The organism is Paraburkholderia sp. SSBN10T, from assembly GCF_056619545.1.
Genome location: NZ_JBWQQI010000004.1, coordinates 207,438 through 231,327, shown reverse-complemented (window position 1 = coordinate 231,327; position 23,890 = coordinate 207,438). Strand labels below are relative to the sequence as shown.

Here is a 23,890-nt window from a genome sequence, read left to right as displayed (position 1 = left end):
TAATTAATTAGTCACTCGAACCATTGCGTCAAGCCACCGTTCCAGACCTTGCTCGATCTGCGCTAAAGTCATTTCGAATACCGCGCGCTCTTTGCGATACGGATCCACCACGTCAATCCCCTCGTACTCGGCAATGCGATATACCTTTCCCTTTGAGAACGGGTAGGCCGTTTCGATTGTTCTGCGCTGTGCCGCTGTCATTGCCAGTACCAACCGGGCCCAACGCATGTGCTGCAGGTTTAAACCCACTGCGGTATGGCTGGCGATGTCGATATCACGTTCGGCCATCAACGCGATTGCTACCGGATCGGGGCTACGTCCGACGAGTGCACCCAATCCGGCCGATATCACACCGATACCCGGTAGTCGCTTGGCTAACAGACCCTGTGCCATCGGACTGCGGCAAATATTTCCCTCGCAGACGAAAAGTATGCTGTCGATCATTTCGTCAAAATCGCCCCGGTCAGCCCTGCGTTGATAGCCGGCAACAACAGACTCAGCACCCGGCTGATGCGTACCAGGCCGTTTCCGTCCACGTACACCACATCTTTGGGCTGCAACTCGAACTGATTGGCCAGAACCATTGAAACCGGCGAGCGTGCATCAAGATGGAAAACTTGTGGCGCCACTCCCTGCGAGCCGCGAACAACATAAAGCTGGGCTGCATCAGCACTGCTGGTGTTCAGACTCCCTGCCTGGGAAAGCGCGTCACTCAGCGTGAGTTTTCCGTTCTTCATCGGGACGGCAGTCACCGGCTTATTGACCTCGCCCATGACGAACACACCGTTGTCGTCGCGCGAAACGACTTTCAGCATGTCGCCGTCTTTTAACAGAATGTTCGATGGGTTTTGGTCCCGCTCGAGCATGCGCGACAGGTTCAACCGATATGACACGCCATCACGCACGAGAATCATTCTGCTTTGATCCGCCGTTGAACTGAAACCACCAGCTCGACTGATCGCTTCATACAGCGTCATTGGCGTGTCGCTAATCGGCACGCCACCAGGGGTATGCACCTCGCCGTCAACGTAGACCTGTTTGGCACGGAACGACGCAATTCGAACCGTCACCTGGGGTTTGACGAAGGACTTGACCAACGAGGCATACACCGCCTGTTGTGCCTGATCGATGCGCAGTCCGGCAACATGAACGTTGCCACCGTACGGAACCTGCACATTGCCGTTGTTGTCGATCACAAATCCTGCGGCCGGGTCATATAGGTGCCCGTTCATTTGGGGCTGCGCCCCCAATGCTGCCGTCAGCTCGGGGTGATCCCAGATGGTTATCTGTAGAACGTCACCCACTCCAAGCGTGTATGGACCCGATTTGCCAAAAAATTGATGGGCCTGATCCGCGCTTGCCTGAGTTTCGGCCTCGCGCATTCGCTCAATCAAGGCGATGTTGATATCCGCGATTGGAATCTGCACTTCGGCCGGTGGCACGTGTTCACTGCCGTCCGCGACAGGTAGGGTCGCGGGAGTCGTCATCCGCATACCAGGTGCAAAGGCGCATGCCGACAGGACCGCGCTGATGGCCGTGCCCGTCAGCAGGTGAACACCCCGGCGACAAACGGGCTTCATTCGGTCTCCAAACCACTTCCACAAGAATCGCATCAAGTCTTCCTCAACTTACTTTGCGTGTACGTCTTTGCTCAGACATCAATACGCGTTGCTGCTAATCAACCCCTTCGCCACGGTCGCCACAACAATCCGCATATCGAGCGCGAACGACCAATTGAGGAGGTAGTAAAGGTCATGCTCGACCCGCTTCTGCATCTTCTCGACGCGATCGGTTTCACCGCGGAATCCGTTTATCTGCGCCCATCCCGTGATGCCTGGTTTGATCCGATACCGATGGATATAGCCGTTGACAATCTTCCGATAAAGCTCGTCATGCTCGATCGCGTGGGGCCTCGGTCCAACCACGGACATCTCGCCCCGCAGTACGTTGAAAAACTGTGGCAGTTCATCAAGACTCGTGCGCCGCAAAAGGCTGCCGACGGGGGTAATACGGCGATCGCCCTTGGTCGCCTGGGTCACCACGCCTGCGCTTTCGACATGAAGTCGCATCGTGCGGAACTTATAGATCTTAAAAACGCGACCGTCCGCTCCCTTCCGATACTGCGTGAAAAACACCGGCCCACGCGACGAGAGCTTTACAGCAATGCCGATAACCACCAACAACGGCGCCAACGCGAGTAGCGCCGCGGCTGCAAAGATGCGATCGAATATTTCCTTTTGCACTAGCGCACGCGCCGGCAGCGGCGACGCCATCAGGTTGATTGCAGGGGCGCCGATCAGGTCGATCATGGCGCCATCGAACAGCGCTACGCTTTGCACATCCGGAATGAAACGGATGTTGACGAGATCGTTTCGAAATTCGTTGACGAAGCGCTGGATCGTAGATCCTTCCGAGAGTGGCAAAGCCAGCCAGATTTCCTGGACGCCGTTGCTTCGCACGTACTCCGCGAACTTGTCGAAATCGTCGATCATCGATACGCCCGCCGCGGCAACATTTTTCCCCGGGTGCACATCGAACATCGCCGATGCACGAAAGCCGCTCGCCGGTGACGCCTCCATCTTGCGCACGACATGCTGGCAATGCGCGCCGCACCCCACCACTGCGACGTCGCGCAAATTCATTCCGGCGCGGCGCACGCGACGCAGCACCCCATACGTCGACAACCGCGACACGACCAACGCCCCACCCGCAATCGCCGTCCAGTATGCAAACCACAAGCGCGAGATAAAATCAGTGCGATGCAGCGAAAACATCAGCATCAGACCGCAGGCTTGCACCACGATCCAGGCCAGTGATACCAGGCTTATGAGCCGCAGCATCGAACGCCCTCGCCACGACTCGTACAAACCGAATACAGGAAACGACACTAGCGCGAACGCCGCAGAAAACGTAATGAACGCACCGTCTAACCGACTTTGCGCCATCTCCTCAAAGCGAATGTGCGACGCCAACGCAGCGCCAGCGACTATGAGAAACACATCGACTAGTCGTGCCAGTAACCCCTGTATGCCAGGCATTTTGCAACTCCTCAGCCAAAAGGTTCGATTGCGTCACCTGTCGACGCTTCATGTACGACCGTAGTTGTCGTCAAAGCGCACGATGTCGTCTTCCCCGAGGTACGCCCCGGACTGCACTTCAATGAGCTCGAGCGGCAGCTTGCCCGGGTTCTCAAGACGATGCGTGACACCTAGCGGAATGAATGTGGACTGGTTTTCGCCAAGCATGAATTGCTCATCGCCACGCGTGACCAGCGCCGTGCCGCTAACCACAATCCAATGCTCCGCACGGTGGTGATGCAATTGCAGCGACAGGCGACCGCCCGGGTGAACGACGATCCGCTTGACCTGAAAGCGGTCTCCATGATCGATCGAGTCGTAGTAACCCCACGGACGCCGCACTTTTCTGTGCGCATTCGCCTCGGGTGCCTGCTGGGTCCTGATGCGGTTGACCAGACCCTTGACGTCCTGCACACGCGAGCGGTCCGCGACCAGCACCGCGTCATCGGTCTCGACGACCACTACGTTGGTGACGCCCACGCAAGCAACCAGCCGGCCCTCGGAATGCGCGAAACTCGAAGTCGCCCCCTCGAACACCACCCGGCCTTGCGCGACATTGCCGTCAGCATCCTTTTCCAGGGCATCCCACACTGCATCCCATGAGCCCAGATCGGACCAACCGGCCTCGAGCGGCACGACCACCCCCCTCGGCAGCTTCTCGTCTGAGCCAAGACGTTCCATGACCGCGTAATCGATCGAGTCGGACGGCGACTGCCCGAAGGCCTCGGCCTGCGGCCGGAAAAACGGTCCGTCAACCGCCCCCTGTGCGTGCGCCAATGCGCATGCATCATGGATCGCGGGTTGTAGCGCTCTGATAGTTGAAAGCCATACGCTGGCGCGCACGACAAATATCCCGCTGTTCCACCAGTACTGTTCGGAGGCGAGGTACTGAGCAGCAAGTTCAGCAGCGGGCTTTTCGACGAACCGCTCAATTCGATGAGCTCCAGCACCAATTGCCGATCCGAGCTTGATATAGCCAAATCCGGTATCGGGGCGCGTCGGCGGCACACCAAGCGTGACGATTGCACCGTCCTCTGCGTGCCCGACGGCGAGCGCGATCGCCCCTTGAAATGCGTTCACATCGGCAATCGAATGATCTGCGGGCATCGCGACAACGATCGCGTCCTCGCCGTCCTCGCACGCAACCCTGGCGGCGAGCGTGAGAGCAGGCGCCGTGTCACGCCGCATAGGCTCGACCACGATGCGCGCATCGATGCCACTAGCGCGCAGTTGCTCCGCGGTCACGAACCGGTGTTCGTCTCCGCATACGATAATCGGCGCACCAGCAAGGTCCGACTCGACAGGAAACCCCCTCATCCGCACAACAGTGTCCTGTAGCAGCGATTCGGGACCGAGTATCCCAATCAGTTGCTTGGGATATTGTTCGCGCGACATCGGCCATAACCGCGAACCTGAACCACCAGCCAAAACAACCGGCGCGAGGCGTACCGACACCCGAGACTCGCCGTCGCTGCTCTCTTCGCCAGGTCCGGCCTCATTGCCGCCGCTGATATGGTTCAATTCGTCTGTCAATGCTGGCATGATAAGCACTCCTACCATTAAGAATCGGCAACGCTATCGGATAACGCCGTAACTTCGTGGAATTCAGTGACTCAGGGTTCTCCTGGACTACGGTGGATTGTCAAACTCCGAACTGCGATTGCGCATGCGGTATTCCGAAGGCGTGAGACCCATCCGCTTACGGAAAATCTTCGCAAGGCGATCGCCATTGATCCAACCGCAGCGCTTCGCAATCTTGTCAATCGGAGAATCAGTCTCTGCGAGTAGCCGGGACGTCATCTCCAAACGCGTCCGTAGCAGGAACTCAGACGGTGTCACACCAATTTCCTGCTTGAAGCAACGCAAGAAATTCCGTTCGCTCATCGCGGCAACCCGTACTGCGTCACTCACGGAGATCTGCCGTCCACAATTCTCCTTTAGCCAGCGCGCCGACGCCCGCACCTTCTCGACCCGTGTTGCCGGGTTCGAATCCGACAAAAACGACGCAAGGATCGCCGAACCACTCAACGAGAGACGCCCGGCCGTCTCCCGCGCAACGTCGATACCAAGATCGCGCTTGACCATCGTGAGGGCCGTCCTGGCTGGCTCGTAGCGATCGGCGGCATCGCCCGTCCCGCCCCCCACAGTTCCCGCGAATTGCGGCGGTGAACCGTCCAGGCCGTAGGCCGCTCGCGACCGCTCGACACCCGCTGCGGCCAGCAGCATCCATCCTTCGCCTATCGGCTTCACCACCTCGCTAAGCGGCAGGACCTCGCGCAACCAACCGACTACGCGCTCATCGCGAGCCGCGTTCTGCGCGCCCTCTCCCCCCACAATGAACAACGCGTCAAAACCATTGGCGTTTCGCGCGTCGCAGGCATACGTCCAGACACTGATCGACGATGAACACGCCACACGCCCTCCTTCAGCCGAGTAAAAGCGAACGTCATAAAGCGCATCACCGCTCGATCGCGCAGCACATATCTCGTTGGCCACCTGGAATACCTCCGGAATCACTCCGGCTGTCAGCAGCGAGAATCCTTCGAAAAGAACAACGCCAACGTCTCGAACCGAGCGTCTTCGCTTTTTTCCTGTGGCGGACACCGCTCCGTTATCCGGATTGTCGAGACCTGCATACGCCATAAAGCTCCTCTCAGACGTTATTGGTTTGGCGGTGTCTCATTCGCAACGAGGATTCTTGCCAGTTGCAGTGCATCATACATAGCCCGCCAAATGGCGGAGCGTGACTGACGGAAACCGCCAACATGTTGGCGGATTAGCCTACAGCATCACACGTGACGGAACACGTCGCGTATTCTCGTACGGCGGAAAACATCGTTTACGCATAAACGCCGAAAACAGGATTTACAATTTTCCTGATCGAACAAAATTCATTTTTGAAAATTCACCAAAAATCCATTTGTTGATGCGCACCCCTCATCATTGCTACCTCTATTTCCGACTCGCGAAGCAATATAAGCACATTTGACGAGCCGGCAGAGTCGGGCGGGTTTTGGCATAGGTCGTTGGCAGACAGTCCCGCCCCTCCTGCAGCGGAGCTCCAGCTAGAGCCAGTGTGGCCATCGGGCTTAGCGGTGTAGTCCCTTCACGTTCGCTCGTACACCATGTAACTTTGTCTGGTTACGCGGCCAATGCACCGGCGCCACCTTGCGACTTTGACTAACGAAACGACCTCCAGGACGATTTCTCATCCTCGTTCCATATTTTTAGTTATCGCAAGAAAAGTGAAATAAAATTTGGGTAAGGATCGCTGTGGATATCCGTTCCGGAACATCTTATACGACATCATCCGTAAAAGATGACTGTGCATCGCTCGAGTGGCTATTATCGTATCGGCATACCCACCTTGCATCCGGAGCGTGCGACCGGTGAGAACGCGACTGCTAGCCCTGGTCCGCCAACGGCGTCACAAGATTTAGAAAAATTGCGGCAGTGCACGAAACCACTCGAATTAAGCGATAGAAGAAAGATGGCGTTCTACTCCACTGATTTGGCGGAATTGACGTGAACCCGACTTGTAGCATTGAAGCGGTGCGCTACAACTCATCACCCCACTTCTCAGCCTCCATCCCGATCGCCGTCCATGACCATCAAGGTTCATCACACACCAATTCGCGACGTCAAGCTGATCGAACCATACATCCACAGCGATGCGCGTGGCGCATTCTTCGATAGCTTCGACCAAAGCGAGTTCGACGAGAAGGTGGCTCGCAGCTACCTCTTCTGTCAGGAGTCCCACACTGTTTCGGCCCGCAACGTGCTTTTCGGCTTGCACTACCAGATCCAGCGTCCTCAGGGCAAACTGGTCCGGGTCGTATCGGGCGAGGTGCTCGACGTAGCCGTAGACCTGCGGCGTTGGTCACCTACCTTTGGCCGCTGGGTTAGTGTCCGGCTATCGGCGGCGAACTGTCACCAGTTGTGGATCCCGCCCGGCTTCGCGCATGGCTTCCTGGTGTTATCGGAAATCGCCGAGGTTTTGTGCAAGGCTACTGAGCAACGCATTCCCGAGCAGGAACGCACGTTGCGGTGGGACGACCCGGACGTCAACATCGCATGGAACCTCGATAGCCCGCCGATTCCCGCCACGGGGAATACGAGCGGCGTGCCTTTCAGTGTGGCCGAGGTCTACTGATATCGCTCGTAACGGGTGACTATCGCCGTATGGCGGGACCGCTAAGTGCTACGCACTATCTCGATCAAAGAAAGCATTCTTCATGCAGATGCACCATGCGAACGAGGCACTGCAAGATTCATCCGCGCCCGCCAACGTATTAGCCTAATCGGTCACATCTCCACGTTACTGGAGAGCCGTGTGTACGATGGCCTGCTAAATAGAGCCGGCGTTTAGGCCGGAGGAGACCACTTGTCTTCGGGGGATGCCTGGATGGCAGCTTTTCCGGATCGCTATTGCACGCCCGGTCTTCAATCTCAGGGCTTACCGACTGATCGTACGGTTAAATGCGTTGGTATTGTCCTGTTTAACGGTTTCGCCTTGCCCGAAGCGGCTGCTGTCGCGGAAATCTTCCATTCAGCAAACGCGCTTGGCGAGACCTCCGGGGGCGGCACCGTGCGGTACCACGTCTGCCTCATGTCAATCATCGGCGGCAGAATCTCAAGTTCCTCATCAGCCTTGGTCTGGACTGAGCGGATCGACGCGCGGTATGGCACGGACAACTTGCACGCGCTGTTCATTGCAGGCGGCACAGGTGCAAAGGCGGCGCTACGAGATGAAGCCTTGGTCAGTTGGCTGCGACGCACTTCCTCTTACACAGAACTGATATTTCCGATCGCCGAAGGGCGCCTGTTGTTCGATGCGGCCGGATTGGGGCCCATCACGGACGCGCCGCGTCGCGGCGAACCGGCCCCGCAGGTGTTGAGCAACGACTTCGGGACGGTGCAGTTTCCCGGCCATATCAATCCGCTACAGGCCGCGCTAAGAATAGTCGAGAGCGACCTTGGCGTCGCGATCGCTCACCATATCGCCAGCGGTATCGAACCTCCGTTGGAAACGCAGTTCACCGCAATCCTTCGCAAGAACGCGTCAGCGAACGTCAGCGAAAAGATCCAGGCTTCAGCGCGTTGGCTCGCGATGAACGGTAATCGCCCCATCACGATCGATGAAGCAGCGAAGGTTGCCGCAATGAGCTCACGCAACTTCTTGCGACGCTTCAAGGTAGAAATAGGCGTCACGCCTTCCGACTATCTCTTGTTCGTCCGGCTTGACATGTGCTGTCGCTTGCTCGCTGAAACTGCCCTGCCGGTAGACAAAGTGGCGCGACGATGCGGCATCGGCAGCGGCGGGCGACTTTCAAAAATTTTTCGCAGATATCTCGGGACGACTCCGACTGCCTATCGCGCAATCAAGCGCAGGTCGCCCGTGCCGGCATAGCGACCGGCTGGGCGCAACATCGCCATTCAAGGGGCGCCGGCTATTCGAAGCCGAGCCGATGACTAAGAATTGGCGCACAGAATAGTGCGATGGCGCATCCAACAGCCTTTCCCTCAAACTCCGCAACCGCAACACGGACTCGGTACGATTGCATTAGTAAATCGCACAGTTGCGGAAGACAGTACAACACCGCTACAGCAATGAAGCATTTCTCCACGGTCGCGATGCGCCAGCCCTTCGACAATGCTATAGCTGCGCCAATCACACGCAGTACTCCAAATATCACGAGCGCACCTACCGCTGACTGCTCACGAATCAGATATGTAGGAACAAATTCATCCATCTTTCTTCGCGTCCACTATGTTGACAGCAGAAAACGGAGTGGTCGCCCACGGCTACGCAGCCGAACGGCAAGTCGACACCATAGGTTTCGGAACGAGCCTCAAAGGATGAATCTCGATTCCGCTACCTCGTCAACCTCCAGATTCCGTATTTCCAACGCTGCCGTTGACATTGATCTGAATTTTTATTTCGATGACCAACGTTCGGCGATGAGCGCAAAGAGAAAGCTTTGATGGGCGCTGAACTGGGCAATCGACCGCTGCATACTACATAGCCGTTTGCCGGTCGAAGATTGAATGGCCGAATCCACCACCATGTTGGCGGATACAGCGAAGCCTTGGCGAAAGTACGCTGTCTCGAGCACATCCCATTCACCTTTTGTGGGATGTTGAGACTGAGCGCTTTGACAGGCACGACAACCGCGTTGATGCGCAACGAATCGTGGCGCCGTCCAAACGAGATCTACTGCAGCTTGCTCGCAGGAGCTTGCTGTGCAATTCAGTTTGCAACGGATGTGGCGTACGAACCGCTATAACTGCCCAGAGCATGAATATGCATAAGCGACTCACCGCAATTCAGTGGCTTCTCGATACAGATGTTTGCGCCGCCATTCAGCCCCGAGACGATGGCGTCATTCGAGGTACTCGACGTTATGCACAGGACGATTGGAGTAAAGGGGCTGTATTTCGCGAGGTAATGCAGGGTATCGTATCGGGCCGCATCCGGCGCCGACCAGTCAAGGACGATCAGGTCGAGGGACACCTGCTCGAGCACTTCCTGCAATGACTTGTCGGTTAGTGTTCCAAAGCAAAGGTGCCCAGCAGATGACAACATTTCTAATGCGCGATCAAGTACTCTGAGATCGGGTTCCAGTATTGCGATTTGCATGTGTTCAGGTGCGCATTCCGTGCACAGCGATGGGATAAGTTTGGACGTAAGCGCACCAACCTCCCTTGCCATGCCATGCAGAACGCACGGGTACGTTTTAACGCTCTGAGTCTACGCGAAAGCGCAGAAGGCAATTGTTAAATATTACCGCCCAAGCGGTTCCGCAGTCTGATTGATAAGTAAAATTGTCCGATTTCGCCTATCATCAAATCTTTCAATATGCTTTTTGAATTTTTTAGCCTCAATATTCATGGCGGTGCGGTGAAGCCACTTCGGCGGACCAGGTTACAGTTCCATTCCGCATCATCCTTACGATATAGCCAGACGCGTGATGCTTAACGCGATACCTAGAGGCAGTGCTAAAGCTGCCGAAACAGCCATCCGTTTCAGCAAACGTGCCCTCGCAACCTCTTTGCTACCGCGCGCACGGTGCGGCTGAAGCTCAAGAATGACAAATCCGCTGCTATGTCGTGTCCCCGCCCATACAGCAGATTGAAAACTGAAAGCCAGGTAGACAAGAACCCATACGAAGCAAAATTCTGAAAGAATCGAAAGAACGGTATCCATGTAGCCCCTCGTTGTGTGGTCCGCTCAAATAAGCGAGCGAGATTCAAGCAGATCGTGTACAGCGTATGCTGCGATGCCGCATATTGGGTAGGACAACGTGTGGGCCTTATCCGCCGGTATAATTTCGTCTCATTTCCTTAAAAGAGACCGTGCTTCCTGGTCTCGTCAGATCAAGCAACACGCCCCTTCCTTCGATCCGCGCCCGGCTTCCCGTCTCATGCATGCGACAGGTTGTACGGCGCTTCACTTCCTGTTGAATACAGCCTGAGTGCTCCGAAAAATGTGGCAGCCCGCCGCGCGAGCCTTATGCACTGGACGGGCCACGGAGATGCGCACTCGCCCACACCATCGCGCAATCATCGCCTTCAACTGAATCAGATCGCTACCGCGTAACGGGTTCGAAACATCGGTGACCGACCCGGCACTCATCGAGAGGCGTGGCGTAGGTAAGCCCTCCGCTCAGCAAGCGTTTGCGCTTGCCTGGCACAGCCGTTGCGATATGACCGTCAAGCGCAAATTCGCAGCGTCCGATCTGAAGGTCTGAGCACGCCGGGACAGCAGATCCGAGACGTCGCACGCGTGGCTGGGGAATCGTGCGTCTGCAAGGAAGTGTCGGGTTGCCATAAATAAACACTTCAAATCATCAAAAAAATAATTCGCAGTACATATTTAATAAGTTAAACCGGGGAAAGCTCTTGAAACCGATTCGTCATACCGGCATTGCTTGCACAATGTTTGTGGCGAGCTACGCGCTGTCAATGTCAGCGCAAGCCACATTGGGTCAGGACGTTGGCACCGTCGCCAGCGATTCGGCGTTCATGCATGGCATTACACATATCGTCGGCACGCGAATGGGGTACACCCTGCACGTGATCACGCTCCCGTCCGGCACGGTGGTGCGCGAGTACGCTGCGCCCGGCGGCACAGTGTTCGGCGTTGCGTGGGAAGGACCGACGCTGCCCGATCTGAGGACCATTCTCGGTACGGCCTTCGATCGATACGTATCCGCGAACGAGACGCGCCGTGCAACGCCGCTCGTGGTGTCAGGAAACGATCTGGTGATTTTATCGAGCGGCCATTTGCGCGCATTCGCTGGCCACGCTTATCTACCTCTGGCGGTGCCCGCCGGCGTCGATATCGGCGTTATCCAATAGCGGAGCAATCATGCGCTACGAGCGTTCGTTCATCTCGGTCCTGCTCGGAATCCTCGTTGCTCTGCTCGTGACCGCGTGTGGCGGCGGAGGGAATGGTGGAGGCGGTGGTTCGTCCAGCACATCGGCGCCTGCCGCGTCGGTCACCGAGACGCCCCCCACGTCCACAGTATTGGCATCTAACGCCGCAGCGGTTGCCGTCGATTTCGGCGTAATCGGCGTGCAAAACATGCCGTTCGTCAGCGTCACGGTCTGTGTACCAGGTACTGCTCAGTGCCAGACCATCGATCATGTGCTGGTCGATACCGGCTCCTGGGGGCTGCGTGTGTTTGCATCGCAACTGCCATCATCGCTGGCCTTACCGCAGGAAAAGGACGCATCGGGCAATCTGCTGGCTGAGTGCATGCAGTTCTTCGATGGTTATACGTGGGGCTCAGTGCGGCTTGCCGATGTGCAGATTGCCGGTGAAAAAGCGACGCAGTTGCCGATTCAGGTGATCGATCCGAGTTACGGCGTGACGCCGTCGAACTGCAGCAATGTTGGCGCAGCGCGTAACACCCCTGCTGCATTGGCGGCCAACGGCGTACTCGGAATTGGCGTGTTCAAGCACGACTGCGGCCCGAGCTGCGTGCAGCACGCGCTGCCGGCAACCTACTATGCCTGCGCCGGGACCGGTTGCACATCGATCGCGCTCGCCGAAGATCGGCAGGTTGCCAATCCGATCCCCTACTTCACGACCGACAACAATGGTTCGATCCTGATGTTGCCATCCGTCGCTTCGAGCGGCGCGGCTTCACTCAGCGGGCAACTGGTGTTCGGCATCGGCACGCAGGGCAACAATAGCCTGGGCAATGCGCAGGTGATCGGTGTAAGTCCGTCTAATGGCACGTTTACGACGGTACAAGATAGTGTGACCTACACGAGCAGCGTCATGGACAGCGGCTCGACTGGACTCTTCTTTCAAACCAGCGTCCTACCGACCTGCGCGAGCCCGAACAACGCATACTATTGCCCGAGTTCGACCGAACAGTTGAGCGCGGTAATCGAAGGTGTGAACGGAGTCACCAGCGCGGTATCGTTCGAGGTAGGCGACGCCACGATCCTCAAGCAGACCTATAGCGGCGATTCGGTGATGCCGCTGCTCGCTGGTCCCGCATACGTTGCATCAACAATCTTCGACTGGGGCTTGCCGTTCTTCTACGGCCGCAACGTCTACGTGGCCGTAGAAGAGCAGTCGACGCCTGGAGGGATGGGTCCGTATATCGCTTACTGACCTGATTGACCTCGGGCCCGGCATGCGCAGACGCGGCGTGCCCGGCCCGGTTGCTGCGACGAGTTACATCTTGACGACGTCGAGCAAGGTCTTCTTGCCACCCTGGTAGGTGTACAGCGTGATCACGCCGTGCTTCAGGTCACCCTTCGCGTCGAACGTCGTTTCACCAATCACGCCGTTGTAGTCGGTCGTCGGCATCGCTGCGACGATCTTCGCGGCATCGGTCGAGTTGGCGCGCTTCATCGCGTCGACGATGATGTACACCGAGTCGTACGTGAACGGCGCATACAACTGGATATGCTGGCCGAAGCGCTTCTCGTACTTCGCCTCGAACGCCGCGCCACTTGCCATCTTCTCGAGTGCCATGCCAGCCTCCGAGCACACGATGTTATCGGTGCCGGCGCCGCCAAGGTTAGCAAGACTGCTGGTGCACACGCCGTCGCCGGCCAGTATCTTCGCGCGCAGGCCAAGCTGCTTCGCCTGCTTCGCGAACGGGCCGCCGGTGGCGTCCATGCCGCCGTACATGATCGCGTCAGGATTCTCGCCCTTGATCTTGGTCAGAATCGCGCGGAAGTCGATCGCCTTGTCGTTCGTCGCATCATGCGACACCACGGTAAGACCCAGCGCCTTGGCGGTTTTCTCGAACTCGTTCGCGAGGCCCTGACCATAGGCTGTCGAGTCGTCGACAATCGCGACGCTCTTCACCTTCAGGGTCTGCGCTGCATAGTTCGCGAGCGCCGGGCCTTGCTGCGCGTCGGTCGCCACGACGCGGAAGGTCGTCTTGAAGCCTTGTTGCGTGTACACCGGATTGGTTGCCGAAGGCGAAATCTGCACGATGCCCGCGTCGCTATAGATCTTCGAGGCCGGAATCGAGGTGCCCGAAGTTTCGTGGCCCACCACCGCGACGACCTTGTCGTCGACCAGCTTCTGTGCGACCTGGGTGGCCGTACGCGGGTCGCCTGCGTCGTCCTGTGCGTCGAGTTGCAGCGTGACCTTCTGACCACCGATCGTCAGGCCCTTCGCATTGATTTCCTCGACTGCAAGCTGCGCGCCGTTCTCGTTGTCCTTGCCCTGTTGAGCGGAACCGCCGGTCAAGGGCGAAACATGACCGATCTTGACGACCGTGTCCGCAGACGCGACACCGCAAACAGCGAACATCGCCAATGCCGCGAGCGCGGACTTCTTTGTCATGCACACATTCATTACTGCTTCTCCTTGCTTGTTTAACGCTCTTTGAAAAAACCGCACGATTCACAGCACCTGTCATCTCCGTAGGCGCCGTGATCTGAAACTGAGTGTCGTCGTAGTTGATCTGCCGGCCCCCAGGTTTCCAGAATGCGGCAGCGATCGGTAAAGCCGCCGGCCCGCTCCTGTATAAATCGGACTTTTTGTACTTGTCGATCTGGAAACGCTCGAATTAGCCAATGTTCGAGAGCCGAGATAATCTTGGGAGCACGATCAAAACTCCAATGCAAAATGGGCATGAGCCATGCATTAATTGCATAATCGCGGTCAAGCCCGCGCCCAAAGGAGATCCGAGTCTGAACTAGCGTTTCCCCGACTAGCTACGCTATGAAATCCGTTAACCATTTGCACAAGACGTACGAGTAACACCAGGCCACGTATCGTCGGTCGGAATGATCCCTGCCTCCGCCACCATCAGGATCACCGTCTTCTCAGGCACGCGAATCATCGTCACGCCTTCCCGCCGGCCGTGCCTTGCCACCACCGGAACCTCTCATTGCACAAACGGTCTATATCAGGATATCGCCCTTATTTCTGGGGGATCTCAAATGGCTGCCACGCAATCGGGGGTGATGCCCCTCTCCGACCAGGACGCCCGGCGCCAGTTGCGCCGCGCCGTCATCGCCAGCACGATTGGTACCACGATCGAATGGTATGACTTCTTCCTCTACAGCATTGTCACCGGCCTGGTTTTCGCAAAACTGTATTTCCCGGGATCGGACCCACTCGTCGGTACACTCCAGGCTTTTCTGATCTACGCCGTCGGCTTCATAGCGAGGCCGGTTGGCGCGGCCATTTTCGGTCACTACGGAGATCGCATCGGACGCAAGGCCACGTTGATCGTGACGCTGTTGCTGATGGGACTCGCCACGTTTGCCGTGGCCTTTGTTCCTACCTATGCGGCGATCGGCATCTGGGGCGCCGTCGCGCTCACCGTGCTGCGCTTTATTCAGGGTGTGGGCGTCGGCGGTGAATGGGGAGGCTCGGTCCTGATGTCGATGGAATGGACGCGCACCAACGCCCATCGCGGTTTCGTCGCTTCCTGGCCGCAGTTCGGGGTACCGGCGGGATTGTTCCTGGCCAATCTGGCAGTGCTGGCCATGAGTCAGATCTCCGGCAGCAGTTTCCTCACGTGGGGCTGGCGAGTGCCTTTCGTCCTCAGTATCGTACTGGTCGCGATCGGCCTCTACATCCGCTTGAATATTCTCGAAACGCCGATCTTCGCGCGGCTGCTGGCTGAGCGCAAGATCGAGAAGACGCCGATGCTCGAGGTGCTGCGCCGTCAGCCGAAAGACATCCTTCTCTCGGCCTTTGCACGCATGGCCGAACAGGCACCTTTCTATATTTTCACGGCTTTCGTCTTCACCTATGGCGTCACGACACTGGGCGTGTCGCGCAACCTGCTGCTGACCGCGGTACTGGTGGCTTCAGTGCTGGAATTCTTCACCATCCCGATCTTTGGCCACGTGTCCGATCTGATTGGGCGGCGGCGGATGTATATGATCGGTGCGGCCGTCGTAGGCGCATTCGGCTTCCTCTACTTTGCAATGATCGACACAAAGGATCCGATATGGATCTTCGCGGCCATCGTGCTCTCGCTGGTACCGCATTCGATGTTGTATGGTCCCCAGGCCGCCCTGATCGCCGAGTCCTTCACGGGACGGCTGCGTTACAGCGGTGCGTCGATGGGCTACCAGTTGGCCTCGGTCATTGCCGGCGGCCCGGCGCCGCTGATTGCGACCGCGCTGTTCGCTTACTACCATTCGGGCTATGCAATCGCGGTCTATGTTCTGGCGTGTGCGGTGCTCAGCCTGATCGCCGCGTCGCGACTGGGTGACTACACGAACAAGGACATCTCGCGGGAATACGACGAGGCACAAGCGGTGCCGGATAGCGGACACGCCCCAGCCGCATGATCAATCATGCTTGCCGCGGCTTGCCTCAATACCGCGAGGTAAGTGGGTCAGGCCGTGGCAGGTTCATCACACCCATTCCTGGTATCTCAGGCCGGAACAAGGTCGCCGCTCCCGCGCCCTTATGGGCATACCGTGCTGGGACAAGCAACGCTTTGACACCTCCGCTTATCGGTCTAACCGTGGCCGGCGAGTTGAGGTGGTTCGACGTACACTCCGATATCGTTGAAAATCGACGAACATACGCAGTTGCATAGTTCGTCTTTTCTTGAATCGGAGCACTTCATGTTGAAACCTGTAAGACTTGTCATGGCTGCAACCACGGTTGTGTTGTCTGGTTTTGCTACGGCGGCGGAGCAGCCGGCGCCAACTTACTTGCCTGCGTCAGCCGCCGCGGCATTCGAAAACGCGCCGGCGATCGTCGAAGGTGCTTCAGGCAAAAATGTCAAATCGACGATCTACGTCTTTATGGATCCGAACTGCATCTTCTGTCATTACGCCTGGAAAGCGCTCCAACCGTACGAGGCTGCCGGGTTGCAGGTGCACTGGATCCCAATGGGCTTCCTGAAACCGGATTCGCCGGGCAAGGCCGCTGCCTTGCTCCAGTCACAGGATGGTCCGGCATTGATGCGTGAACTCGAGACGAAATTCTCGGAGAAGGATGAATCCGGCGGCATCGCACCGTTGGGAAAGGTGCCGTCCACGACACAAGCAAAGCTGAATGGCAATATAAAGACGTTTCAAAACCTCGGCTTCGATGGCACCCCGACGATCATTTATATGACGACCGGCGGCCGGTGGGCAGATGTCAGCGGCTTGCCGCATTTGAGCTCATTGCCGACGATGTTGAATCTGCCGGAGCAGCCGATTACCGATCCGTCCTTGCAACGGTTCCGCTAAATATCATCCGGAAGACGCTGCCCTGATCGTATGACAGGGCGGACTTCCTGATCTATTCCTCCCTGCGCAGCCTTCACGCCCGCAACGCGCCATTTCCTGCCCCTACCTCGGCTTTGCCAATTGGAACCCATCTGGCTGAGGGGTTCGACAAGCGTTTCGAACTTGATGCGCAACCACGGACGGTAAGCCCGTCGCAGGGCGACTCGTCCTCGCCACGCCAACAACACCATTAGTGTTGCCAGGTCGACCCGACGATTTGGCAACAATTGCATCTGCCTGCTCCGATCGTCCCCCAATGACGAGGTGCGATGTCGCCTTGACATCCAATACGAATAAAGCGAATAATCATCTGTTCGTTTATCGAAACGGAGTTCGCATTTCGAACATCAAACAGGACCCGCATTACCTCTACGCGTGGCGAGAGTGGCGCAATGCCCCATTGCATGAGCGTACAGCGTATCGATCCGGTTCGTACCGCCCGGCAAACGACCGGGCACCATATAGAGCAAGAAACATGAAGCGAGACACAAGCCCTACTATCGCCGGCCAGCCTGCCGCCCAACGCGGAATCGTGGCGGGCCTTGTTTACGTGTTCGAGCGGGTCATGCCGGATCCGTTTGTCCTATCCATTTTCCTTACGTTCCTGGTGGCTGTGCTGGCGCTCCTGATCGCGCCGCTCGGGAACGTGCCGACGCTGCTCGACGTCTGGTACACCGGCACATTCGGCATTCTCGGCTTCGCGCTGCAGATGATCCTGATCCTCGCGACCGGCTACGCAATCGCCGAAGCGCCTATTGTCCAGCGCGGACTGCGTGCGCTGGCGGCGAACGCACAAACACCGGCCCGCGCCGCGCTACTGGTGTTTCCAGTTGTCGCGATCGCAGCGTGGCTCAACTGGGGACTCGGCCTGATTGTGGGCGCGCTGCTATCGCGGGAAATCGCCCGCCGGGTGAATGTCGATTTCGCGTGGCTCGTGGCCGGCAGCTATTCGGCATGGTCTATCTGTAACAGCGGGCTTTCCAGTTCGATTGCGCTGTCACAGGCATCGCACGGCAATGCGCTCAATCTCGTCGAGAAGGCGACCGGTCAGGTCGTGCCGCTGAGCCAGACCATTTTCGCCCCCTTCGTTTTTATCCCGACAGTACTGGTGGTGGTCGTGATGACCGCAATCTTCATCAAGATGCATCCGAAGCCCCAGAACGTGGTTGCGTTCCGCGCGGCCGCTGACAACGCCGCTGATGCCGACGACGCGGCCAGCTCCGATCCGCACGCACGTAGCAATACTTCCGCATCGTTCGCGACCCGTCTTGAACAATCGATGCTCGGCACGCTGCTTCTGCTTGCGCTCGGCATTGGTTATCTCGCGATGACATGGCGCGCCAAAGGATTCGACCTGGACATCAACAACACGATCCTGATCTTCCTGCTTATCGGTCTGGCGCTGCAGCGCACGCCGATCGCCTATGCGGATGCGATCCGCCGTGCTGCGCGTCAAACCGGGTCGATGCTGCTGCAATATCCGGTCTATGGCGGCATCATGGGAATCATGAAAGGAACCGGATTGGCTTCGATGATCGCAAAAGCGTTCGTGACGATCGCAACGCCCGCCACGCTTCCGATCTGGAGCTATCTGAGCTCGCTGATCATCACACTGCTCGTGCCTAGCGCCGGCGGCCACTGGGCCGTGCAAGGGCCATTCGTGCTGCCTGCAGCGCTCAGCCTGCACGCATCGGTGCCACGTACCGCGATGGGTGTGGCCATGGCCGAAAACGTGTCGAATATGCTGCAGCCGTTCTGGGCGGTGCCTATTGTCGCAATTGCGGGAATCAGGATTCAGCGTGTGATGGGGTATACGGCGGTCACCTTCGCCGTGTCGCTTGTGATTTATGCGGTGGCATTGTGGCTCATCCCCTGATGAATCACAGCGCCGGCCATTGCGTTGGAAGAAGTCCGAGACGGATCCAATGAGCGGCGCTGACTTGAGCCCCTGAATCCAAATTAACCGGTAAGCGACAGTGAATTACTGGCTGGTGATTTCGATGCCGTTCTTCGATTGTGAGTAGGCAGGCGAGTCGTGCTCGGCCTGCATCTCAAGTGTTTGTACGGTTTGACGAAGGCCGTCGAGTCGCTCCTGACCTGAACTGACCTGTGCTGCCAGACGGCGGACCCGATCCAGCTCAGCGTTCTGGCGCGTCGAGACGATCGATTGTTGTGCTCGAGCGTTCGAGAGATCTGCCTGCAAACTCTGCATGCGTTGCCGAGATTGCTCAATCGCTGAAATAAGCAGCGCGTTCCGGGCAGCCAATTCCTCGGACGATATTTCGGCTTCCGATAAACGGACCGTCTCGCTAACAAAGCTCGCAAATTTCCGATCAGCTACTGCACGATCAGTGGTCTTCACTACTCTCCAGAAGTGCTTCTGCTGGAAAAGAGCCACGTAGTAAACGGCGTCCTCAGGAAGAAACAGGACGCTGGCGCCGTAGCTCCCGTTATAGGTCGTTCGAAGTTCTTTGAGTCTCGACTCGCGCAATAGCGAGGTCAGCTCACCAATGTTTCCGGAAACCTGCTGCGCGGGCCGCTGCAATTCGCCCCGTACGTTGATTGTGGCCTCGGTCGAACTAAGCGGCATCTCCCAGCTCAGACTACTCGGTATCTCATCGGAACGAGCTGCCAGGCCACTGTCCGCCCGAACGAGTTGCGGACTTGCCGACGCACAAACCAATGCGAACGGCACGAGAATTCGCATTCGCAAGGTCTTTGACGAAGCCATCTTTCCCTCTCCTGACTCTTCACCACACTTGATTGATGAAACAACCGAAAACCTATCACTGGTATTGCCCCAACGACGAGTGAGACCGTCTGTCCAAGCAAGGCAGAAACGAACAGCAATCATGCGAGCCGTTGACAAATAGCGTTGTAACTGCATTCGTTGATCCCCTCTCGCATCTGCCCTCACTTCAAAAATTCCTGCGGTGTTTCAGTCAGTCTGCGTTGATTGATATGTTCCATCCACCCCGTAGCCCCCGACTCCGCCCGAGGTGCGCTGGTTGCGCCGATAGGCATGGCCTGCAAGGCCGCGCTTGGGGCATCACCCGCTCGCTGGTTTTTCTTCCAGGCATCGCTGCGTGTGTCGAACCGCGGCGCCCGCCGCTCCTCAGCTCGCCCTGTCGTTGTTGACTGATGGTGCCCCTTACGATCCGAAGCAGATCGGCCCGTATGACGCGAGCTATCCAGACCACGCTGAGACACTAACGGACGCCGGCTCTTTTCCAGGCGGTACGACTCACGGGGCGGCTGAGCCGCCTGCAGTACCGGCTTCTTCGCCACGCGTACATTTGCGTCGGAACCATGCGGCTCATTTCCGCGATCGGCGACACGCTCCTGCGTGTCAGCAGTAATCGCGTGCGATGCAGAAGCGACGACCGGAGGGGTTGCGAACAACCCATGAGCGCCTTGCGGCGGGCTAGCCACCTCCCCGTCGTTTCGGCTTGGCACGTTGTCGGCAACATGATGCTGCATGGTCAAGCGGGGGGTCGCCTCTTCGTTGTGAAACCCATAGTGCGCCGTAGCCCATGCGAGCACCACCAACGAGCCAAGTCCAACGACACCGCCAAGTGCCTTGACACGGAATCGGTCCCGTGGCGGCCGTGACACTTCGTACGCACCTGGCCCGCTTCCTTCGAAAGCCACCACCACCTGATGCTTCAGCGAGACCAGTTCTGGGATCTTGGGAATGTATTTGGGTTGCCAATGGCTCATCCAAAACGGAACACGCACATGGCGCGCCATCGCTACAAAGTCATTCGGTCGACGCTCCCTGTGTGCAGTGCCACCCGCGTATCCATTCGGACGCAGCAACCAGCCACGATGGTTGAGGAAAGACAGCGCGGAAATAGCAGGCAGCCCCAAAGTCCCTTCTATCCCGACAAAACCTTCGGACATTCTCATTACCCTCCCGACATTCGTTAGTGGATAGATCGTCATGGCTCCATGACGGGACATAAATGGGCTGCATTAAATCTTTCGGCTAGCCAAGCGCACGGCACATGCCCCGGACGAGTGGATCGACGCTGTGAGGCAGCCCTCCTAAGGGCAAATTTATCGCGATATCAATCCCCAATTTCAAACCCAATCATACGGGGCACCACTGCGGGAGCCCATCTCAAAACTTAGATATTTCTGATGAGAAGGAAACCAAACCCGCAACTCAGACTGGTCGTTCTGACCGCCAGCGCAATATCCTGCACCTTGAGAACAAGTGCCGCATGTTAGAGAAGAGTGTCAGGCATCACACCTCTCCATGCGTGCGCGTCCACACAAGGCCCTCTTGGATCAGCGCTTTTCTAATTTTTTCTATTCCAACAACCATCGAAGGATACGAGTCTATTAGCACGTATCGACCATGAGGGCTACCTGCACCCTTGCACGAACGAGGAGATTAAAACTCTTTTTCTATGCAGCTTGCGGTTCAAGCAAGGTGACAAGGCGCAGTGCCAAACGGTTAGCGGCGTAGATCGCCCCAAACGTTTCATCGCGAGCAGCCACCTTCCACTGGCCGAGGTGACATAGACCATTTGTCCAGTTGGCATGACATTTTCGGTCTGCCCTCGCCGTCGTTAACACACCCCGGCATCGCGTGGTGCATCGGAAGAAGGACTCCTATGATTCATTATTACTTCGCATCACATATTTCCGATCCTGAGGCTCATTGACCAGTTTCTCTAGCGAATCGTTCCGTAGAAGCACTTGACAAGGCTCCAGGCAGGCACTGCCAACTTCGACATCGCAATCAACCCCGGGCATTCAAAACACTAGCCATCTCTTGGTATAGCTCATCGAAAGAAGAGCGCGGCGTGCACTCCAAGAATACAGAAATTCGGAATCTGCCGTATTTTTCGAAGAGTTTTTACTCCGATGTTGCGAGTGATTGTTTATTGTAAATATGAAAAATTATGGAAATTATCAAAATGGATATTGAACGTCCATCGGACCCGTCATATTGCATTGCGCCTGAGTGTCATGCGGGAGATCTAACAGATCGGCAATGGTCTCAGGTAACGGAACTGTTCTTAATTTTCAACGCTCGCGAGGAGCGACGCGGTCGACCGGCCTGCGATCCTCGAGCAGTCCTTAACGGAGTGTTGTGGAAAATCTCTCGCAACTGCCCCTGGCACCGGTTGCCTCAATGTTACCCGGTCTACCAGACCTGTCACCGGTCCTGGATGAAGTGGTATAAATCAGGGCTACTCCTTCAAGTGCTGCGTCGTCTCTATGGCTCTGACGGCGAGCGCCTCCATCGGCTCGCCGAGGCACAAATGCGCTCAACCTTTACCACCCCGCCGGATGTTTCAAGATCGAAACGACCTTTGAATGTCCCTCAAGACTAAAGACTGCAACTGCGCAATCGAATTACCGACAATGTTCGTCTCCGAGACGCAAATGAGGAGCATGGGAAATTCCGAGCGCGCCCCTACCAGGAGCATATGTCATGCGCTCCAACGTACTATCACCGCTCGCATTTTTGGGTTAGGGATGAGTTTGAAACGAAGCAGCAAACCATCGCGCAGAATACGCGACCCACGTCAGTCCCGTCAGGGTCATGTTCTCAGTCCGACGATGGTCACGAGCAGCTTGTCAGTCTGGAACGTTAGCCTGGTCATAACAGCCAGGATTGAATGGAAGGTTATGGCATGAAGTCGGAAGTGTCTCTCCGGTGTCGATGAACTGTCGAAGAGCAGATAGAGGGACTGGTCCGCTCAGAGGTCAAGCATCGACAATAGTGCGCGAGGCGCCAGAACGGACAAGGAGCGCACGATTAGCAAATACCATGCGCGTACGATACCCCTTCGGAGCGCAATCGTCACCGACTCATTGCAGCATCAGCATCTGTTTATCTCTGCAAGTGCTTCGCCTTCAAAGGCATCCAGCGGCATCGGAGCAGAAAATAGATCCCCTTGAGCGGAAACACCGGCAAATCGGCGCAGCCAGTCTACCTGCGCATCACGCTCTACACCCTCGACAGCAATAGACAACTCCAATTCCGCCGTCATTTCAATCAAATGCTGAACCAACGCCGCTGCCGACGCACTCCCTGGCAGTTCCCGGGTAATTTCTCGATCGATCTTGAGTCCTGTCACCGGAAAACGCACAAGGTGTGAAAGGGAAGAATAACCAGTGCCAAAGTCGTCAAGCACAACACGCAGGCCGTGAGCACGCAATTCTCCCAGTTGCATTGCGATCTCATCGATTTCGCATATAGGGAGAGTCTCGGTTATCTCCAGTGTAAGCAGGCCGGGATCGATCTTGTACATCTCAAGACACTTCGCCACCTTGTACGAAAAATCTCCAAAGATGAGCTGCGCGGCAGAGACATTAACGCTCAAAGGGAGCACCTGCCATCCTGCTTTCTGCCAGATGCCGAGTTGACGGCAGGCCTCCTCAATCACCAGGTCGCCAATCGGTCCCATGAGGTCATTGCGCTCTGCGAAAGGGATGAATTTGTCGGGCATTACAACCCCGTCTTCGGGATGTTGCCAGCGCACGAGCAGTTCTGCGCCGACGGCACTTCCACTGGAAAGAGAGACGATAGGCTGATAAAGAAGAAAGAGCTGCTGCCGGTCAATAGCACGCCGAAGCTCACTCTTTCTGCGGTTACGGGCCAGTACACCTTCACCCACCTGGCCGCGAGCACCCTGCCACACACCTAGCATTTTCTCTCCTTTCCCGAGACACCCTATCGCGGCAACGGCCCACGCCACCGCAATCTGTGAGTATGGGGGGAAGTCCGCCGTCAGAGTACCGATCCTGCACTGGTCGTGTCAGTTTATTTAAAGCTCGACCTCACCATTAAGGTTAGCGTGCCCATCATGTTAGGCGCTATCGAAAAAATTCGAGTTCCGGTCTTACCGTTGCAGACAAGCAGATACGCCTCGCGTCCTCCGGGCTCTCAGAGTAATTCCGTCGCTAGTGTCATACCGACGAACAGGCCATCGAACATGCCCACAGCACGCTCCGTGAGCTAGCTCACGAGCTGGGAATATGCCTTCTGGAGCGACTCGGCGCGCAACTGTTGCCGGACGGTATCCTTCTCGTCCTCGAAGAATACTGTCTTCGCTGGGCGCTTT

General features: G+C 57.0%; 20 protein-coding genes. 8 read left to right on the top strand and 12 right to left on the bottom strand.

Going from position 1 to position 23,890, the window contains the following annotated elements:
- Positions 1 to 3: 3 nt before the first annotated feature.
- The 5 genes from AC1ECK_RS08160 to AC1ECK_RS08140 all read right to left on the bottom strand — a co-directional run bounded on the left by AC1ECK_RS08160 (position 4) and on the right by AC1ECK_RS08140 (position 5,720).
- The gene (locus AC1ECK_RS08160) at positions 4 to 444 is read right to left on the bottom strand and encodes a low molecular weight protein-tyrosine-phosphatase (RefSeq protein ID WP_480317766.1); all 441 of its coding nucleotides are present in this window, start codon (positions 442 to 444) and stop codon (positions 4 to 6) included.
- Positions 441 to 1,580 (bottom strand): polysaccharide biosynthesis/export family protein, encoded by a 1,140-nt coding sequence (locus AC1ECK_RS08155; protein WP_480317764.1) that lies wholly within the window; start codon positions 1,578 to 1,580, stop codon positions 441 to 443. The genes AC1ECK_RS08160 and AC1ECK_RS08155 overlap by 4 nt, the downstream gene beginning before the upstream one ends.
- A 78-nt stretch (positions 1,581 to 1,658) precedes the next feature.
- The gene (locus tag AC1ECK_RS08150; RefSeq protein WP_480317762.1) at positions 1,659 to 3,038 is read right to left on the bottom strand and encodes an undecaprenyl-phosphate glucose phosphotransferase; all 1,380 of its coding nucleotides are present in this window, start codon (positions 3,036 to 3,038) and stop codon (positions 1,659 to 1,661) included.
- Between the two features lie 48 nt (positions 3,039 to 3,086).
- Entirely contained in the window at positions 3,087 to 4,619 is a 1,533-nt protein-coding gene (locus AC1ECK_RS08145; protein ID WP_480317760.1) for a mannose-1-phosphate guanylyltransferase/mannose-6-phosphate isomerase, read from the bottom strand.
- 87 nt (positions 4,620 to 4,706) lie between these two features.
- Positions 4,707 to 5,720, bottom strand: coding sequence for a GlxA family transcriptional regulator (locus AC1ECK_RS08140; RefSeq protein WP_480317758.1), 1,014 nt, complete (start codon positions 5,718 to 5,720; stop codon positions 4,707 to 4,709).
- 961 nt (positions 5,721 to 6,681) lie between these two features.
- Here AC1ECK_RS08140 and rfbC point away from each other — a divergent pair.
- On the top strand, positions 6,682 to 7,230 hold the full coding sequence (gene rfbC / locus AC1ECK_RS08135; protein WP_480317756.1) for a dTDP-4-dehydrorhamnose 3,5-epimerase: 549 nt from the start codon (positions 6,682 to 6,684) through the stop codon (positions 7,228 to 7,230).
- A gap of 252 nt (positions 7,231 to 7,482) precedes the next feature.
- Complete coding sequence (locus AC1ECK_RS08130; protein WP_480317754.1) at positions 7,483 to 8,487, top strand: helix-turn-helix domain-containing protein; 1,005 nt, start codon at positions 7,483 to 7,485, stop codon at positions 8,485 to 8,487.
- A gap of 40 nt (positions 8,488 to 8,527) precedes the next feature.
- On the opposite strand, the gene AC1ECK_RS08125 is transcribed toward AC1ECK_RS08130, so the two are convergent.
- From AC1ECK_RS08125 to AC1ECK_RS08115, 3 genes are all read right to left on the bottom strand, one after another.
- Positions 8,528 to 8,830 carry a hypothetical protein gene (locus AC1ECK_RS08125; RefSeq protein ID WP_480317752.1) on the bottom strand — a complete coding sequence of 101 codons (303 nt, stop codon included), beginning with the start codon at positions 8,828 to 8,830 and terminating at the stop codon, positions 8,528 to 8,530.
- A gap of 497 nt (positions 8,831 to 9,327) precedes the next feature.
- Entirely contained in the window at positions 9,328 to 9,717 is a 390-nt protein-coding gene (locus AC1ECK_RS08120; RefSeq protein WP_480317750.1) for a hypothetical protein, read from the bottom strand.
- A gap of 309 nt (positions 9,718 to 10,026) precedes the next feature.
- Positions 10,027 to 10,284, bottom strand: coding sequence for a hypothetical protein (locus AC1ECK_RS08115; RefSeq protein WP_480317748.1), 258 nt, complete (start codon positions 10,282 to 10,284; stop codon positions 10,027 to 10,029).
- Positions 10,285 to 11,042: 758 nt separating this feature from the next.
- Between AC1ECK_RS08115 and AC1ECK_RS08110 the strand changes: the two genes are divergently transcribed.
- Together AC1ECK_RS08110 and AC1ECK_RS08105 are read left to right on the top strand one after the other, a co-directional pair.
- Complete coding sequence (locus tag AC1ECK_RS08110) at positions 11,043 to 11,438, top strand: DUF2844 domain-containing protein (protein ID WP_480317746.1); 396 nt, start codon at positions 11,043 to 11,045, stop codon at positions 11,436 to 11,438.
- Between the two features lie 10 nt (positions 11,439 to 11,448).
- Positions 11,449 to 12,708, top strand: coding sequence for a DUF3443 domain-containing protein (locus AC1ECK_RS08105; RefSeq protein WP_480317744.1), 1,260 nt, complete (start codon positions 11,449 to 11,451; stop codon positions 12,706 to 12,708).
- 63 nt (positions 12,709 to 12,771) lie between these two features.
- On the opposite strand, the gene AC1ECK_RS08100 is transcribed toward AC1ECK_RS08105, so the two are convergent.
- Entirely contained in the window at positions 12,772 to 13,911 is a 1,140-nt protein-coding gene (locus tag AC1ECK_RS08100; RefSeq protein WP_480317742.1) for a branched-chain amino acid ABC transporter substrate-binding protein, read from the bottom strand.
- A gap of 590 nt (positions 13,912 to 14,501) precedes the next feature.
- Between AC1ECK_RS08100 and AC1ECK_RS08095 the strand changes: the two genes are divergently transcribed.
- From AC1ECK_RS08095 to AC1ECK_RS08085, 3 genes are all read left to right on the top strand, one after another.
- The gene (locus AC1ECK_RS08095) at positions 14,502 to 15,869 is read left to right on the top strand and encodes an MFS transporter (RefSeq protein ID WP_480318125.1); all 1,368 of its coding nucleotides are present in this window, start codon (positions 14,502 to 14,504) and stop codon (positions 15,867 to 15,869) included.
- A gap of 222 nt (positions 15,870 to 16,091) precedes the next feature.
- Entirely contained in the window at positions 16,092 to 16,766 is a 675-nt protein-coding gene (locus AC1ECK_RS08090; RefSeq protein ID WP_480317740.1) for a thioredoxin fold domain-containing protein, read from the top strand.
- A 514-nt stretch (positions 16,767 to 17,280) separates the two neighbouring features.
- Positions 17,281 to 18,681 carry a TIGR00366 family protein gene (locus tag AC1ECK_RS08085; RefSeq protein WP_480317738.1) on the top strand — a complete coding sequence of 467 codons (1,401 nt, stop codon included), beginning with the start codon at positions 17,281 to 17,283 and terminating at the stop codon, positions 18,679 to 18,681.
- Between the two features lie 105 nt (positions 18,682 to 18,786).
- On the opposite strand, the gene AC1ECK_RS08080 is transcribed toward AC1ECK_RS08085, so the two are convergent.
- Together AC1ECK_RS08080 and AC1ECK_RS08075 are read right to left on the bottom strand one after the other, a co-directional pair.
- Positions 18,787 to 19,536, bottom strand: coding sequence for a DUF2968 domain-containing protein (locus AC1ECK_RS08080; protein ID WP_480317736.1), 750 nt, complete (start codon positions 19,534 to 19,536; stop codon positions 18,787 to 18,789).
- A 182-nt stretch (positions 19,537 to 19,718) separates the two neighbouring features.
- Positions 19,719 to 20,750 carry a hypothetical protein gene (locus tag AC1ECK_RS08075; protein WP_480317734.1) on the bottom strand — a complete coding sequence of 344 codons (1,032 nt, stop codon included), beginning with the start codon at positions 20,748 to 20,750 and terminating at the stop codon, positions 19,719 to 19,721.
- A 968-nt stretch (positions 20,751 to 21,718) separates the two neighbouring features.
- Between AC1ECK_RS08075 and AC1ECK_RS08070 the strand changes: the two genes are divergently transcribed.
- Positions 21,719 to 22,153 (top strand): transposase, encoded by a 435-nt coding sequence (locus tag AC1ECK_RS08070; protein WP_480317732.1) that lies wholly within the window; start codon positions 21,719 to 21,721, stop codon positions 22,151 to 22,153.
- Positions 22,154 to 22,645: 492 nt separating this feature from the next.
- Here the strand turns inward: AC1ECK_RS08070 and AC1ECK_RS08065 are convergent, their stop codons facing one another.
- Complete coding sequence (locus AC1ECK_RS08065; protein ID WP_480317730.1) at positions 22,646 to 23,476, bottom strand: EAL domain-containing protein; 831 nt, start codon at positions 23,474 to 23,476, stop codon at positions 22,646 to 22,648.
- Positions 23,477 to 23,890 lie beyond the last annotated feature (414 nt).